Source organism: Paenibacillus tianjinensis, from assembly GCF_017086365.1.
GTDB classification, from domain to species: Bacteria; Bacillota; Bacilli; order Paenibacillales; family Paenibacillaceae; genus Paenibacillus_AQ; species Paenibacillus_AQ tianjinensis.
The window spans coordinates 4,808,408-4,824,546 of the sequence record NZ_CP070969.1 but is presented as its reverse complement, the minus strand read 5'-3'; the positions used below and the strand labels follow the sequence as shown (position 1 = coordinate 4,824,546).

Annotated in this window: 8 protein-coding genes; 6 read left to right on the top strand and 2 right to left on the bottom strand. The window is 54.0% G+C overall.

Annotation, left to right across the window (positions count from 1 at the left end; genetic code table 11):
• The first annotated feature begins 94 nt into the window (after positions 1-94).
• From JRJ22_RS22480 to JRJ22_RS22460, 5 genes are all read left to right on the top strand, one after another.
• Positions 95-4,642 carry a carbohydrate binding domain-containing protein gene (locus tag JRJ22_RS22480; RefSeq protein ID WP_206101585.1) on the top strand — a complete coding sequence of 1,516 codons (4,548 nt, stop codon included), beginning with the start codon at positions 95-97 and terminating at the stop codon, positions 4,640-4,642.
• A 133-nt stretch (positions 4,643-4,775) separates the two neighbouring features.
• Positions 4,776-6,173: a sugar ABC transporter substrate-binding protein gene (locus JRJ22_RS22475; protein ID WP_232380925.1), complete on the top strand. Its 1,398-nt coding sequence runs from the start codon at positions 4,776-4,778 to the stop codon at positions 6,171-6,173.
• 65 nt (positions 6,174-6,238) lie between these two features.
• Positions 6,239-7,219 carry a carbohydrate ABC transporter permease gene (locus JRJ22_RS22470; protein WP_206101584.1) on the top strand — a complete coding sequence of 327 codons (981 nt, stop codon included), beginning with the start codon at positions 6,239-6,241 and terminating at the stop codon, positions 7,217-7,219.
• Entirely contained in the window at positions 7,216-8,073 is an 858-nt protein-coding gene (locus JRJ22_RS22465; RefSeq protein WP_206101583.1) for a carbohydrate ABC transporter permease, read from the top strand. The genes JRJ22_RS22470 and JRJ22_RS22465 overlap by 4 nt, the downstream gene beginning before the upstream one ends.
• A gap of 35 nt (positions 8,074-8,108) precedes the next feature.
• Positions 8,109-11,078: a GH36-type glycosyl hydrolase domain-containing protein gene (locus JRJ22_RS22460; RefSeq protein WP_206101582.1), complete on the top strand. Its 2,970-nt coding sequence runs from the start codon at positions 8,109-8,111 to the stop codon at positions 11,076-11,078.
• Positions 11,079-11,083: 5 nt separating this feature from the next.
• Here the strand turns inward: JRJ22_RS22460 and JRJ22_RS22455 are convergent, their stop codons facing one another.
• Both JRJ22_RS22455 and JRJ22_RS22450 read right to left on the bottom strand, forming a co-directional pair.
• Positions 11,084-12,691 (bottom strand): response regulator, encoded by a 1,608-nt coding sequence (locus JRJ22_RS22455; RefSeq protein WP_206101581.1) that lies wholly within the window; start codon positions 12,689-12,691, stop codon positions 11,084-11,086.
• Positions 12,666-14,384, bottom strand: a complete 1,719-nt coding sequence (locus JRJ22_RS22450; RefSeq protein WP_206101580.1) for a sensor histidine kinase — start codon at positions 14,382-14,384, stop codon at positions 12,666-12,668. Before JRJ22_RS22450 ends, JRJ22_RS22455 begins: the two co-directional genes overlap by 26 nt.
• Positions 14,385-14,530: 146 nt before the next feature.
• On the opposite strand from JRJ22_RS22450, the gene JRJ22_RS22445 reads away from it, so the two are divergent.
• The gene (locus JRJ22_RS22445; protein ID WP_206101579.1) at positions 14,531-16,111 is read left to right on the top strand and encodes an extracellular solute-binding protein; all 1,581 of its coding nucleotides are present in this window, start codon (positions 14,531-14,533) and stop codon (positions 16,109-16,111) included.
• Positions 16,112-16,139 lie beyond the last annotated feature (28 nt).

The following is a 16,139-nucleotide window of genomic DNA, read 5'->3' as shown; positions in this document are numbered from 1 at the left end:
TGGTATGTTACCTGCAGCGGGCGAACTCTATACTGAAATCGACCGGCGGCAACGCCGGAAGTCTACACGTATTTACATAAGGGGGAATGTGAAGATGTACCGCAGGGGAATATCTAAGCTTCTGGTTACTGCTATGCTACTATCAGGTCTGCAGCTTCCAGGGAACATCGGACACGCAAAAGCAGCCGGTCCGGAAGGACTTCCCGGCTCAGCAGTAAGCGCAAATAGTATTAATGCAGCCGGAACGGCAAAGTTTGCCGACATGAAACAGCATTGGGCGGCGGAGGCGGCGGACAGGCTCGCAGCCGCCGGGATTCTGCAGGGAGACGGCCAGGGGCAATTTGGGCCCACCCGGGTAGTCTCCCGCGCGGAGATGGCAGTTATTCTTAACCGGGTGTTTCGCTACTCAGATTCGGGCAGTGCCGTTTTCAGTGATGTAAGCGCTTCTTCCTGGTATGGCAAGGATATTGGCGGGGTGAATGCAGCGGGTATTATCAAGGGTTACGCGGACGGCCGGTTTCAGCCGGAAGCTGCTGTAACGCGGCAGGAAGTGATAACGATGCTGGTCCGGGCTTTCCTGCTGGAGGCCGCCTCTCAAACTGCACTGGCCGCGCAAGCAGACGGTTCATCGGTCAGCGGCTATGCCAGGGAAGCAGTGAGCACTATGCTGGACGCCGGTTATATTCACGGCGACTCGGCGGGAAAACTGAATCCGCAGGCTCCGATGACACGCGCCGAGCTGGCGGTGCTGCTGGGCCGGATGATCGGATGGATTAGTCCGGACAAAGGAAGCTATTCAATTGGAGAGGTGTCCGGCAGTGTTATTGTCAACCGGGCAGACGTACGGATTGAAGGCGGATCAGTCAATGGAAATCTCTATGTGACTGCCGGAACGGGTGAGGGAGAAGTGTCGTTATCCGGACTCAAGGTAAAGGGTAGCACCCGTATCTCCGGAGGCGGCGGGCATTCGGTGGTCTTTCACAAGTCTTCTCTGGGGCAGACGATTGTAGACAAGCCCAAAGTGCCTGTCCGGCTCGTCCTGGAGGATGAAAGCTCAGCGGCCCGGATCGAATTGATCCAGCCGGCCAAAGTTGAAATTGGGACCGGCTCAAGGGTGGATGCCCTGATCGTCGATCCCGGCGCAGCCGGATCAGAGATTGTGAACCGGGGGCAGATAGGCTTGCTTGATCCAAAGGCGGGCAGTGTGCTTCTCAACGGTACTGCCCTCAAAACCGGAGAGACACTCCGGGGCTTAACCGGCAGTGTATCCTCTCCTCAGGCCAGTGCTCCGGCTAGCGCAGTCGGCGGTGGAAACGGAGGAGGCGTGACACCAGCACCGACGCCTGCAGCGACAGCCAGCGCTGCACCAACTGCAACTGCAGCTGCCAGCGCTACACCGGCTGCAACGGCGACGGCTACTCCGTCAACCAATAACGATCCATGGGAGCTGGTCTGGAACGACGAATTCGACGGCAGCTCCATTGACGGGAACAAATGGAATGTACAGGATACCGGAACTGTATACAACAACGAACTGGAATATTACCATCCGGACAACGTTGCACTCGAAACGGAGAGCGGGCAGGGTGTGCTCGCACTGGAAGCACGGAAGGAAGCTTACGGCGGGAAGGAGTATACTTCCGGCAAGCTGACCTCCAAGATGAAGGGCGACTGGACTTACGGTAAATTCACAGTGCGTGCCAAGCTGCCGATTCAGCAAGGCATGTGGCCGGCCATCTGGATGATGCCAACCGATGAAGAGAAGCAGTACGGACCTTGGCCTGGCAGCGGCGAGATGGACATTATGGAATTGACGGGACCGGTGGCTGGTGATACGGAGAAGGCTGATCTGTACCCGAGAACCGTTCATGGCTCGCTTCATTACGATATCCCGCACATGTCCCAGTCTAAGACTTACGTTCTGCCCGAAGGCAAAACATTCGCTGACGATTATCATGATTTCACGCTTGAATGGCTTCCGGGCCTAATCCGGTATTATGTGGACGGTAAAATGTATTTCGAAACGAGCGATTGGGGGACTAAGGCAGAAGGCCAGCCGGATTACTATACGTATCCTGCACCGTTTGACCGGCCGTTCTATATGATTCTCAATCTGGCGGTCGGCGGCGATTGGCCGGGCAACCCGGCGGCTGATTTCCAGTCCGATAAGATGTATGTCGATTATGTACGGGTCTATAAGTATAAAAAGCTGGATGAGTGGCCTGACGTAACGGGAAAGCGGCCAACAAAGCCCGAAATCTCAGAACCGCAGCGTCCTGTGCTTGCAGACGGAAACCAGATTTACAACGGTGATTTCAAAGGCGCCGCAGCAGCCGGCGGACTTCCGGAATACTGGGAATTAATCAAGAATGCAGGCGGTGCGGGCACAGCTTCCGTCATCGAAGACAAGGATAAGGGTAAGGCTGTGAAGGTGGCTATCCAAGAGGCGGGAACCCAAAACTATTCCGTTCAGCTCACCCAAATGCCGCTTATTCTGGAGAAGGGCAAAGCCTACAAAGTAACGTTTGACGCCAAAGCAGATGCGGTCCGTCCGGTGATGAGCAAGCTTACCGAGTTCGGCGGCGGATGGACAGCGTACTCTAAAGAACGGAATTTCCAGCTTACCCCGGACTGGCAATCTTTTGAGTACACCTTTAACATGGCGCAGGCTACCGACAACAATGTCCGTTTTGAATTCAATCTTGGTCTAAACGATATTACAGCCTATTTCGCTAATGTCCGGGTAGTTGAGACACAGCCTCTGCCGGTAGTCCGCACTCCGCTGGCTGACGGCAACCTCATTTACAATGGAGGATTTGAGCTGGGCGAAGACCGGCTGGGCTATTGGGGCTTTGCGGTTAAGCCGGAATCGGGAGCAGCGGCGGATGCTAAGGTAACCAATATCCTGGAGCTTCCGCTCATGAAACGGATATTCAGTGTCCAAGTCGATACCACCGGTAAGTCGGCGGAGGATGTGATGCTTACGCAGACAGGTCTGCCATTGTCTGCAGGAGGCGTCTACCAGCTCTATTTCGATGCCAGATCGGAACAGACTCAGCCGATGGGTATTAAGCTTGAGGCCGGTGGCGGAGATACCCTCTATCCTGACGGATCAACGCTCACTCTGACGCCGGAATGGAAGAGCTACACAGCGGAGATCACCATGTCCAGCACTGCTGGCACCGAAGGTACGTTATCCTTCCTTCTTGGCCAGGCTGCCGGACAGACCGAGATCGACAACGTGCGTCTGGTCCGTAAGGCCGATCCGCCAACATTCAGCGGCTATCTGCATCTTCGCGGCGACCAGTACTGGAGTGCATCGGGAATCAGTCTGACGCCGAGCGGCGAAGGCGGCAAGGATGTCACCGATATCGACAAGGGCGATTACGCGGAGTATAAAGTGGTTCTTCCACAGGCGGCAAGCATTGTTCCGGTGGCCCGGGTGTCCAGTGTTCGGGCGGATTCCGAACTGGGACTGTCTGTTCTGGATGCCAGCAAGCGCAGTGTGGTGACGGCAGCCGTCTACAGCACCGCAATTGGGGATACGGGAGGACTTCAATCCTATCGCGCAGTCATCGGGGCACCGCTTGAATTGCCCGCTGGAACCTATTATTTCCGTCTCGGCGGTAGCGGCTATAATCTGGCCTGGCTGGATCTTTCCCGCGAGCTGGTGGTGAACGGCAGCTTCAAGGACGATTCGACCGAAGGCTGGACGCTATTCAAGAAGGACTGGGTAGACAATGATCCGGTGAAGAATACTGCAATGACTGCTAAGAATGGAGCGCTGCAGGTTGCTCTTGGCGGCAGCGGCGACGAGGATTGGAATGTACAGGTCAAGCAAGGCGCGATTCCGGTGGAGAAAGGTAAGAAGTACCTGCTTCGCTTCGATGCGGAAGCTTCTATAGACCGGTTGATTCGGGTACTAGTTCAGCATGACGGTTCTTCGGACAACAACTGGACCGCATATACGAACAAGTCGGCTAGTCTGAGCGAAGCCGGCGGACACTTCGAATACTATTTCACCGCTTCGGAGAGCGATGCCGCCGCCCTGCTTCAGTTTAGTCTCGGCAAGGTATCGGAGGCACTTGGAGCACATACTGTCACGCTGAGCAATATTTCCCTGCTTCAGGTGAGTCCGGTGATGGCTGGTGAAGCCTATGGGGAGAATCTGATCCCGAACGGAGACTTCTCGGCTCCGCTGCAGGGCTGGAGCAGCTATTCATCTGACAGCGGTGAATTGTCTATTGACAATGTAAATGGCGCGCTGCGCATGCAGGTAGGCTCCACAGGGTCGAACAGCTGGGACCGGCAGGTCTACTACGAGGGAGTAGCCTACAACGAAGGCAATCATTATACACTCACTTTTAAGGCCAAAGCAGAAGCAGCACGCAAAATGAACATCAGCATCGGCTGGCTGGATGTCGCGAATAATTACACCTGGCACGGTTATGCCAGTAAAGTGGTTGATCTTGGCACGGACTACAACACTTACACCTTGGAATTCGACGTTTCGGGAGATAGCACGTCCATCGGCCGAATTTCTTTTGAACTGGGAAATATTACAGACGGAGGCACAGGCCATCTTGCGGTGGATGTCGATGATGTGGTCTTGATGAACAACGGAGTAATACCGGCACCTTGAGACAAGCTTTATAATTTGTTATCCAGACTTGGGATTTGTTATTTAGACGGACAAGAAACGCTTTTATAATCAAGACAAGGGGAACGGGCAACCGTTCTCCGCGATTATCAAACGATAATGGGGGAGATTTATTTTGAAAAAGACAGCAGTATCAATCAGTGCACTGCTCATGGCATTTTCAGTAGTCGTCAGCGGATGCGGCGGCAACAACAATTCTTCAAATTCTGCTAACAACGGAGGAAACAAACAAGAGGCCAGTGCAACTGCGGCTCCTGCCACTCCAAGCACGGAACCGGTTACCCTGAACGCCTGGGTGATGCCGAACAGTCCGAAACCGGATGCAGACTTCTTGAAGACGCTTGATCCTTATCTGAAAGAGCACCCGAATGTCACCATGAAGGTAACAGTGCTCGACTGGGGCTCCGCCTGGACCAAGATTACGACAGCCGCTACAAGCGGTGAAGGCCCGGACCTGCTGCAGCTCGGATCGACCTGGGTGCCGGCAATTGCCAGCATGGGCGGTATTGACAAGATAACGGACAAAGTAGCCGATGTAGGCGGTGCTGAGGCCTTCCTGCCGGCCATCTGGACGACTACCTCTATTGCAGGGGACAGCGAGGTATACGGAGTGCCATGGTTCGTGGATGCACGGGCCATTTACTACCGGACAGATGTATTCAAGCAAGCCGGTGTTGACACAGCAACAGCCTTCAAAGATTGGGATTCCTTCAAGAGTGCGCTGCAAGCGGTCAACGGACAGACAGTGGATGGCAAGAAGATTGCCGCACTCGGACTTCCGGGCAAAAATGACTGGAACGTAGTGCATAATATCTTCCCTTGGATCTGGGCTGCAGGCGGGGACGTTCTCTCGGCAGACAACAAAGATGTAGCCTTCAATGATGATAAAGGGCTTGATGGTGTGATGTACTACACAGGACTTGCAGCGGAAGGCCTTGTTGACAAGGCATCGCTCGAGAAGAACTCGTCACAGATCGAGAGTGACTTCGGCGATGGCAAATCGGCCGTAATTATCTCGGGTCCATGGCTGGCCAAGAACTTTGCAACACCCAAAGCAAACGGCGGTATGGATGACAAAAAAGCAGCGAAAAACTTTGCGGTTGCTCCGCTTCCGGCAGGCCCTGGCGGACAAGCGACCTTTGTCGGCGGCAGTGAGCTGACCGTATTCAGCGGTTCGAAGAATAAGGAAGCTACATGGGATGTTATTAAGTATCTGACCTCTGATGAAGCGCAGAAGGCCTATGCTGCGGTATCCGGCCAGCTCCCGGCCAGACTGTCACTTCTGGAATCGCCGGACCTTGATGCCAATATGAAGGCCTTCTCGGAAGCAACGAAATACGGAAGAACCTATCCGTCCATCCCGCAATGGGGACCTACGGAAACAGCGCTGCAAAAGCATTTTGCCAATGTCTGGGATATCGTTGCCGGCGTGAAGGGCAAGTACAGTAAAGAAAGCGTCAAGGAAGAGCTGGATTCTGCAGCAGCTGAAGTCAAAGCCATTATTAACCAATAGGATCTTGGGATGCCGCCGCGCGCAGGGTGCGGCGGCTCTTCTATTAGCAAAGTGAGGGATAAGAGATGGGACTCCATACTGAAAAAAATCTTCCCGTAAAAGCGGCTCCAAGCAAAAGCGCAGTGTGGCGCAAGCGGGTTAGAGATAATAAATTTGCTTATATGCTGATGGTTCCGACCATCATCTTTATGCTGCTGGTGCATCTGCTCCCGATGATTCAGGGATTCTGGATGTCCTTTTTGAAGCTGAACCAATTTACGCTGGGCAAATACCTGAAGGCACCCTTTGTCGGGATGGACAACTATATCGGCCTGCTGTTCAACTCCGATAATCCGGTCCGCCAGGGGTTGAATTTTGCCATCCGCAACACCGTGATCTATTCGGTTATCGTAACGATCGGTGTAATGATCATGGGCCTCATGATGGCTCTGCTGATGAACCGTGATTTTCCCGGACGAAGCATTGCCCGTACCGCTATGCTGCTTCCGTGGGTAGTTCCGTCATATGTGGTCGGTGTACTCTGGGGCTTCATGTGGCAGCAGAACGGGATTATCAACTACTTCCTGGTGGATGTGCTGCATCTCTTCGATGAGAAGCCCTTCTGGCTGCTGGGGCCGAATACGATCTGGGCGATCATTATCCCAACCATCTGGCGCGGCTGGCCGTTCCTGATGGTCATTTTCCTGGCCGGACTCCAGACCATTCCTGAAGATATCTATGAAGCGGCAACCATTGACGGCGCAGGCAAGCTCCGCCAGTTCTGGAACATGACGCTCCCGATGCTGAAGCCGGTTATTGCGGTACAGCTTCTATTCCAAATTATTAATAATGTCTACTCCTACAACATCGTCTCCACAATGTTCGGCAATGGTGCCGGATATCCTGGCGAATGGGGAGACCTCCTGATGACGGCCTTGACCCGCCAATCCTTCGGATATTGGTCCTTCGGTTCGGGTTCTGCCGCTTCTATCATGCTGATGTTTGCCATGCTGATGGTCGTCGGTGTCTGGTACCGCGCCTTTAGATCGGAGTTGAATGCCCAATGAGTACACACCGTAAACGTTCTGTCAGCTCATTCATGCTGACTTCACTGACCTGGGTCATCGTTATATTGACGATATTTCCCATCCTGTGGATGATCTTCACCTCTCTGCACTCCAATGACCAGATTCTGAACGGGATCACTACCTTCAGCCTGCCGAAGCCGCAGTGGGTCAACTATATCAATATGTGGGATACGGTTAACTTTGCCGTCTATTTCCGCAACAGCCTGCTGATCTGCGGTGCGACGACGCTGCTTGCCGGTTCCTTTGCCGTGCTGGCCGGATACGCGCTGGCCCGGTTTGATTTTCCCGGATCGAAGCTGTTCAGCATGAGTATCATCTCCACCCAGCTGATCCCGGGGATTATGTTCCTGTTCCCGATCTATCTGATGTTCCTGTGGATCAAGAATACGTTCGGTTTGCCGATGATCAATACGTACTGGGGAATGATTCTCGTCTATACGGCGTTCTATACCCCAATCAGTATCTGGATTATGCGCAGCTTCTTTGTCTCGATTCCAAGAGATTTAGAAGAATCGGCTACGATTGACGGCTGTTCGAAATTTCAGGCTTTCTACAAAATTATTCTGCCGTTGTCTCTGCCGGGCATCATTGCGACAGGGATCTTCATCTTCCTGACAGCCTGGGATGAGCTGCTCTTCGCCTGGGTACTCACGACCAGCTCAGATGTACAGACGATTCCGGTGGGTATCCGCCTGTTTGTCGGCCAGTACAATACCCGATATGATCTGCTGATGGCAGCTTCGACTGTTGTCACCGTGCCGGTTATGGTCATATTCTTCATGACACAGAAATACTTTATCAGCGGTATGACCGCGGGAGCTGTCAAGGGCTGATCCGCAGGCTGCCAGGGAAGAGGAGATAATCTATTATGCTGAAATTCAATACCGCAAGAGAAGCAACAGCTTCGGCTGAAGAGATTCTGAGACAGGTGTTCGCTGACCGGATCGGCGGCGGCACGCACATTAGCGCCGTCTTTACCGATTCGCAGCGCTGCGGGGCTGTTGGCATAGCTGGCCTGCCGCTCCGGCTGCCTGCCATTCAGGAATTGCTGAAGCTTCCGGCCGTGGCGGCGCTGCTGCCGGCGGAAGCCGCCGCATCCGCGCTGTTCACCGTAGAAGGCGAAGGCACGGCATTGTCACTGTATATCCGCCATGCCGGAAGGCAGGAACAGGCAGTAGCCATCCCGGAGTCCACTGTAATCGAGGCGCTGGCGCAGCTGCAAGCCGCACCCGGCTGGGCGGGGGCGCTTAACAGCGAGGGGGAGCATGTCATCGATCTGCGCTCACCCGTACCGGGTCCGCATTTCGCGGTCAATCTGCTGCTCGGCAACCGTCTCCGGTTTCCCCACCCGCTTCAGACCACGCCCAAAAGCGTTGTTGACCGGTTCGGCGGCGGGAGCTTCCGCTCCCACGCGGCAACCCAGGTGCTGGCTACCCGCTGGGATATGCGTCAGGAAGAGAACGGCTTCCCGGCCAACCGGCAGTTTTATTTATTCGAAGACGGGAAGCAGATCTTCTACTCCGCAGACCCCGGAGATGAAGGGATTGAATCGGCGGTCTGCCGGCATTCCCAGAATTCAACCATAATTACCTACCGCACGCGCTGCGGATTGGAAATTATACGCACGATCTTTATTCTTCCGCAATCCGAAGGTCTGCCTCTGGCTACCGAAATGCAGCGGATTGATATTGTGAACCTGGGGGGAGACGCCCGCCGACTCCGACTTGTGTATACCGGGATGTTTGGTTCTGCCGCCCCGGGTGCACTGTTCGAGGATGTGCTGTACAGCAATGTCATCATGCAGGGGGGCGTGCTCCAGGATTCCTCAGGAGCTGTGGCGGCCATCAGTCCCGATTATTATCCGGAAGGCGGCCGTCACGACCTGCGCTTCCATACGATGATCATTCACGGGGCGGAGGGGCCGGTGCTGCCGCGCGAATATTGTGTCAGCTACAATGAGTTCGTCGGTACAGGCTCGCTGCACCGGCCGGCCGGTGCGCTCAGGCTGAGCAGTATTCTGCACCGCAAGGGACCAGGCTTCTTCGCTGTAGCCGGTGAGGTTCATATCACCGCCGGCAGCGCGGTAACTGTCGACCAGTTGACCGGACTTGTCTCCGACAAGAGCGGCGCGCCATGGAACGACACGGTGCTGGCGGACGAGGTGGGGGCCCTGGTCGCCCGTTTCTCCGAGCGCAGCGCGGCGGAATCGGCGTTCGCGGAATCGTCCGGCTTCGTGCGGGAGTATGGCAAGTTCCTGCAGGTATCCTCCGGTGACGGGAATTTCGATGTGTTTGTCAACCGCAATCTGCCGTTTCAGGTGCTCTACCAGACATTTGTCTCCCGTTCCTTTTGTCAGACACAGAAGGGATACCGGGAAATTGGTTTCCGCGAAATCCAGGATTTGTACGCGTCGATGTATTATTTCGTTGGTATGGGAAAAGGCAGCCTGGTGAAAAGTCTTTTGAAAGAATGGACCAGTATGGTGTTCGAGCTGGGCTATGCTTATCATAATTTCTTCTGGATCGGCAAGGAGCCGGGCAAATGGTCCGATGACGCATTATGGCTTGTCCAAGCCGTCTACCGTTATGTAATGCTCACAGGAGATCTGGAATTCCTGGATGAGTCCTGCCCGGTGGCGGGACAAGAGACCAGCCGTCCGGTCTTTGAGACTTTAAAGGCGATTATTGTCTATTCGGGAAGGATTTCGGTCGGCCGCCATGGTCTTCCGTTGCTGGATTTCGCAGACTGGAACGACTGCCTGAAGCTTGACGATACGTATCTGAACGGCCCGGCCAAGGAAGAGCGTTACCGGAAGCAGCTGCAGGCAGGCGGAGTATTCGGTGATCCGCTGGACAGCGATTATTCCGAGAGTGTCATGAATGCCTTCCTGCTGAAGGTGGCTGTGGATGAATTGTCCGTACTGGCAGCACGGAAGGGAGAGCAGGACTATGCAGCCGAGCTGGACCGCTTCGGGGCAGAGTTGCGGGGACGCATTCAATATCATGCCTGGAAGGATAACTTCTTCGCACGCGTGCTGTTCAACCGGTATGCGAACGGCGAATACACGTATTTGGGGGCCGCCGGGGATGGTCTGTCTTCAGATCCGGAAAGCGACGGTTCTTACTTCCTGAACTCGTTCAGCTGGAGCATCCTGTCTGGCTGTGCGGATGAAGATCAGATCGCTGTGATGCTGGATACGATGAAATCGCATCTCATGACTCCTTTCGGGCTGAAGCTGGTCTCGCCTGTTGCACTGGGACGGGTGTCCTCCCACACAGCTTCGGACGAATACTTTCCGGGTGACCGGGAGAACGGCGGCGTATTCAAGCATGCCTGCATGATGGCGGCAGCAGCAATGTTCAAGGGAGCGAAGGAAGTATCCAATGCGGGGCTTGCCGCTGAACTGGGCCGCTTCGGCTATTGGCTTCTGGACCGGATCATGCCGTTTAAAACCATGGAAGATCCGTTTGCAATCTGCGGAAATCCGCGGTTCTGCACCCAATACAATAATAGCGAGACCGGTGAGAACATCGGTCCGATGCTAAGCGGTACATCGACCTGGCTCACCCTCTCGCTGATGGAAGCGCTGGGTATTGAATATACGGCGCAAGGAATTAAGCTTAATCCGATCCTACGGGAGGAGCAGACAGACTTCGCCTACACCCTGAAGCTCGGCGGCTCCTCGTACCGGATTTCGATCAGCAAGCCGGAAGGCTTCCGCCGGATACAAGACGGAACTGCCTCCCTGACGCTGGATGGCCGGGCGCTTGAAGAAGGACTTGTGCCGACGGCGGATGATGGCCTCTCCCATGAGGTGGAACTGCGATTTGAAGGCTAAGAGCGTTACAATGCCCGGTCGCGGAACTCTTGCGGGGTCATGCCGGCGTATTCCTTGAAGAGCTTAATAAAATAATGGGCGTTGGAGTAACCAAGCTCAGTAGAAACTTCATAAATTTTCAGCGGCGTATGGATCAGCAGATACGCCGCTTTTTCCATCTTTACCTGACTGATATAGTCGCTGATTCGCTTGCCTGTCTCCAGCTTGTACATTTTGGACAAGTAAACCGGGTGCATCTGGACATGGTCGGCGATGGCCTGGAGTGAGACATAATGCAGATTGCTGTTGATATATTCATGAACGTTCTGAATCAGGACAGTCCGGCTATTCAGGCGTTCCGATTCAAAATGCTCTCTCAGCAGAACGATGACCTCAAGCGCCCATTCCCGCAGCTTGTCCGGCGTCTGGAAGGGAGCCTGCTCCAGCAACGGATTGCCTACAATCTCACTCAGCATTTTGTTGTTCTTGTGGGCGAAATAATAGAATGCCGTCTCCAGATGAAGGCGGGCTTCATGAATGTGCTCAAGTGACCGGTCCGGATTCCGGCCCAGCTCCGAAGTGATGGCATTAAGCTTGTCTTCGATACCCTGCCAATTGTTCGCTTCGAACATATGGAAGAGCAGCGGAGGCTCATAGAGCGGCTGGAGAATCTCTACAGGCTGGGAGCTGCTGGTGTCGGTGACGTCCAGATAAATACCTGTTTCGCTGCCGATATGCTGGCGGATGGCCGTAATGGCGGATTGATAGAGCGAATAGACCTGATCGGGAAACTCTCCCCAGCCTGTGGTTACAACGGAGAGGCCGCCTCCAATCAGCGTGCTGACATGGTTCTGCAACTGATAAGCCGCCTGCGCTACATCATTCCCCGGATTACCGCTGGGTTCAATGTCATCCCTGGGCTGGAGCAGAAATATGAGATAATCATGCACATCCTTGCACGACCAGATGTGGAAATGGTCTTGGAACAGCTCCTGTGCGATATTGATGATCGCGTATTCGAACAGCAGCATGCTGCGCATGTCCTGCCGGCGGAAGAATTCCTCCGGTCTGACGACTGCGAGGCATACCGGCAGGTCGGCCTGCAGCGGGAGATCGAACTGGGCCAGCCGTTCTTGCAGCTGCTGTACGGATAGCTTCCGTCCCTGGAGCAGCTCGCTGAGCAGGCGGTCCCGCAGGAGAGGAAGATGCTCACGGAAGGTCTGCATCGTCCGCTGATAGGAGGACCAGGTCTCCCACTCTGAGCGGAGCTCCTCCTGGAGCTTAACGATAACGTCGATTAGCTGGTTATTGGCAATCGGCTTAAGGAGGTAGGCACTGGCCTGCTCTTCTATCGCCTTACGGGCATATTCAAATTCGGCATAGCCGGTCAGCATAACAACCCGGATATGTTTCCAGCGACTGCGGATGGACGCGATCAGTTCAATGCCCGAGATTTCCGGCATATTGATGTCAGTGACTACGATGTCGATAGGATAGCGCTGAAGCAGCTCCAGCGCTTCGTACCCGGAGTAGGCTTTGTGAACCTGTTCGAACCCCATTTCCGCCCAAGGAAGCGAGATGGATAAATCATCAACGACATAGGGTTCATCATCGACCAGCAGAATTTGGTGCATAGTTTTCCTCTTTCTTCTCCATACGGAGTGTGATTTTTAGACCGCCGGCAGGTGAAGAGGCGATCAAAAGGCCGGAAGAATCATCATAATGAGACTTAAGACGCTGCTGGATATTCCAGAGTCCGCAGCCTCCGTCCTCGCGCCTCGATTCGGATATTCTGGCATGCAGAGAGGCAATCTCCTCATCGGTCATGCCGGCTCCGTTGTCCTCAACGGTGACTGTCACCGCTTCAGGCGTTTGGCTGGCAGTGATCCGGATGAAGCCCTGGCCGATTTTTTTCTCAATGCCATGGATGATACTGTTCTCCACTAAGGGTTGAATCAGCAGCCGGGGAATTTGCAGACCAAGCAAATCACCGGCAATATCCATCTCATAGCGGATACGCTGTTTCCGTAAATTCTGAATTTCCAGGTAATTCTCCAGCAGCTTCAGTTCATCTTGAAGCGTGGTGAGGGAATGGTCGACTTTGGTGATGTAGCGGTAATACTCCCCAAGATTAAGCGCCATCGCCTCCACCGAATCCGTATCGCCGACAACGGCCTTGCTCTTGATGAAGAACAGGCAATTATAGAGAAAATGCGGATTGATCTGTGATTGAAGCTGCTTCAAGTGAGCGTCCTTAGCCCGGATCTGTTCCAGATAGACCTGCTCAATTAACGATTGAATCTTTTCCGCCATCTCGTTAAACTCTTCGTTGAGCATCGTGAATTCAGGATTGGTCTTGGCGTGAATACGGGTAGACCAGCGTCCTTCCTTCATTCTGTTAAGGGAGCGCAGCAAGAGGCTGACCGGACGCTGAACTTGGCGGTAGAGCTGAAGCGAGAACAGCAGGCTCATGACCAAAAGAATGGCCGTACCCGTCAGGAAAGAATAACGGCTGCTTTGGATCGGCTGAAGAATCTGCTTCAGCGGCGAATAATGCACGACCTGCCAATTGATGGCAGAGGATGGGACTGAACTGACAAGAAAGCTGCCTCCCTTGAGGCTAAAGATTTCTGAAGTTCCTTGACCGGCCGAAGAAGCCAGCGTTGCAACGATCTGCTTCGCCATTTCAGGGTCGGTATTGCGGGAAAGAATCACCCCGAATGATGGATTAAACAGGAAAGTATCGCCCTTGTTTTGTGACTGGTAGGCATCGAACAACCGCTCAATGTTGGATACAGGAAAATACATGGACACCAGGAGTCCCGCCTTGCTGGGCACATTTCTTCTCTCGATAGGGTCCGACAGCAGCAGGCGGAAGCCTGCTTCAGCACTGCCCTTGTCCTCCGGAATATACTCCCAGCCGGAAGGCAAAGGCTTCTTCAGTACGGAGGGATCAAAGGAGAGAGAGGAATCCGAGCCCAGGGTCTCCCCGCTCTGCGGCTTGTACAGGACAATCCGGTTCTCCCACGTACTGGAGCTGGTCTGAAGGGAAAGCTTCTCCAGTACGGTCATAATGGTCTGGGCAGGATCAATGAGATGGCCCAGTTGCCGGATCTGCTCATAGTCGCGGACGGTCGGATCTCTCTGCAACGCATACATGCTGCCTGCTAATTGGTTGATATTGTTGTCCAGCTGTTGAGTCAGGAACTCCAGATGGTTCAAGTCGGTCGTCTTAATCTGACTGGTAATAACGCCGATATCCTTTCGGTATGACAATCCGTAGAATAAGAGCGTAACCGAAATGAGAGATAGGAGAATTGCAAGCATTTTGATGAATAAGTTCGGCCGCCGGGTCATAAGATCATCCTTTACAAAGACTTCAATTTACTAAAAGAAGTGTATCACACGATGCGGAAGACGATTGTGATACAATCGGTTTAACTCCCCAGTATTTTACGAAAAGCAGGTGTTCCATGAAAATCCGTTTATCGCTACTCATACTGCTCCTGACGTTGTCGGGTTGCAATTTTCAGAGCACCGGCGAAAGTCTCCCGGCAGCTTCCCAGGAGAGCCTAACGCCTCATTTCGAAGTCAGTGAAGGTAAATATATTCCTCCTGTAGATCTGTATACAGTAGGCTCCGTCAACCCCAATCTGACCTTTAAAAAGGGCGAGAGCCTAGAACATAACGTGCATACGACCTGGGCTGAGGAGCGGCTGGGTATCCGCATCCGTTATCTATGGACCATCTCCGGCACCTCCGAGACCTATGCCAACAAGCTGAGACTTGAGCTGGCTAAAGGCAATATGCCCGATGTCGTAACGACAAGAGATGCCGATATCATCCAGGAACTGATCAAATCCGGGCAATTCATGGAAGTTGGCAGTTTATTTGAAAAATATGCTTCCGCGGTGTGGAAGAAGGCCGTGGCCGAGGACCCCTCGGCGTGGGATCCCTTCGTGCAGGACGGACACAAGTATGCAATTCCAATCATGGACTATGAATATAACTCCGATCCGCTGCTCTGGATCCGCCAGGATTGGCTGGACAAGCTGAATCTGGCAGCACCGCGGACTTTGGACGAACTGGAACGGGTCATGGATGCCTTTGTCAACCGGGACCCGGACGGCAACGGCCTTAAGGACACTTACGGCCTTGCAGTCGGTTTCAGGAATGGTGCCAATACCTGGATGGGCGACAGCAGCTGGATTTTTGGCGCGTTCGGCACGGTTCCTGAGCAATGGAACCGCCGGAGCGACGGAACACTGGAATACGGGTCCGTGCTGCCGGGTGCCAGGAAGGCAGTCGCACTGATGAAGCATTGGGTGGGGCAAGGATACTTGTCCGCCGACAGTGCGTGGCTGGATGAAGAGGGTGCCGCCAATCTGTTCGTTTCGGGCAAGGCCGGCATCATTGCCGGTCCGTACTGGATGCGCGGCTGGCCCTTATCATACCTGACCGATACTGACCCGAAGGCACGCGTCCAGGCTGTCGCCATCCCTTCCGGACCGGACGGCACCGCCATGAGAAGAGGAACCTTGCCTGTCAACGGTGCTATTCTCATTAACAAGAAGATGAAGCATCCTGAAATCTTTTTTACCTATCAGAATTATTTGTTTGATTCTTATGCTACCTCGACCGGCGAATTCATAAATGGTCTTGCAGAGGGATATGATTGGGCAATGGTTGACGGAAATCCGACCATTATGCCTTCTGCTCTGCCGATGGGCGGCATCCGGGTCGCTTCTTACACGCTGACCTTCGACGGAGCGAGAATTCCTTCCAAAGTCATTAAGGAAATCCCGGAGGACATTGCTCCCGTGCTGCTCGGCCAGAAGGAGGCCTCCCGTAAGGAGCAGTTCACGGGACCGCCGACCGTGACGATGAAGAGCGCCGGGGAGCTGCTGAAGAAGCTGGAACAAAAAAGCTATCAAAAAATCATCTTCGCGGACAGCGGCATCGGGGAATTTGACGAATTTGTCGGCAAATGGAAAGCCTACGGGGGATTAACCGAAACCTCAGAGGTCAATGCCTGGGACCGCAGCCGCCATTGAGTGCGCAGGGACAAGAAACCGCCTTGAT

Bases quoted from the DNA above. Each gene is read 5' to 3' on its own strand.
- JRJ22_RS22480 (WP_206101585.1), top strand. From the start codon at position 95: ATGTACCGCAGGGGAATATCTAAGCTTCTGGTTACTGCTATGCTACTA.
- JRJ22_RS22470 (WP_206101584.1), top strand. From the start codon at position 6,239: ATGGGACTCCATACTGAAAAAAATCTTCCCGTAAAAGCGGCTCCAAGC.
- JRJ22_RS22465 (WP_206101583.1), top strand. From the start codon at position 7,216: ATGAGTACACACCGTAAACGTTCTGTCAGCTCATTCATGCTGACTTCA.
- JRJ22_RS22460 (WP_206101582.1), top strand. From the start codon at position 8,109: ATGCTGAAATTCAATACCGCAAGAGAAGCAACAGCTTCGGCTGAAGAG.
- JRJ22_RS22455 (WP_206101581.1), bottom strand. From the start codon at position 12,691: ATGCACCAAATTCTGCTGGTCGATGATGAACCCTATGTCGTTGATGAT.
- JRJ22_RS22450 (WP_206101580.1), bottom strand. From the start codon at position 14,384: ATGCTTGCAATTCTCCTATCTCTCATTTCGGTTACGCTCTTATTCTAC.
- JRJ22_RS22445 (WP_206101579.1), top strand. From the start codon at position 14,531: ATGAAAATCCGTTTATCGCTACTCATACTGCTCCTGACGTTGTCGGGT.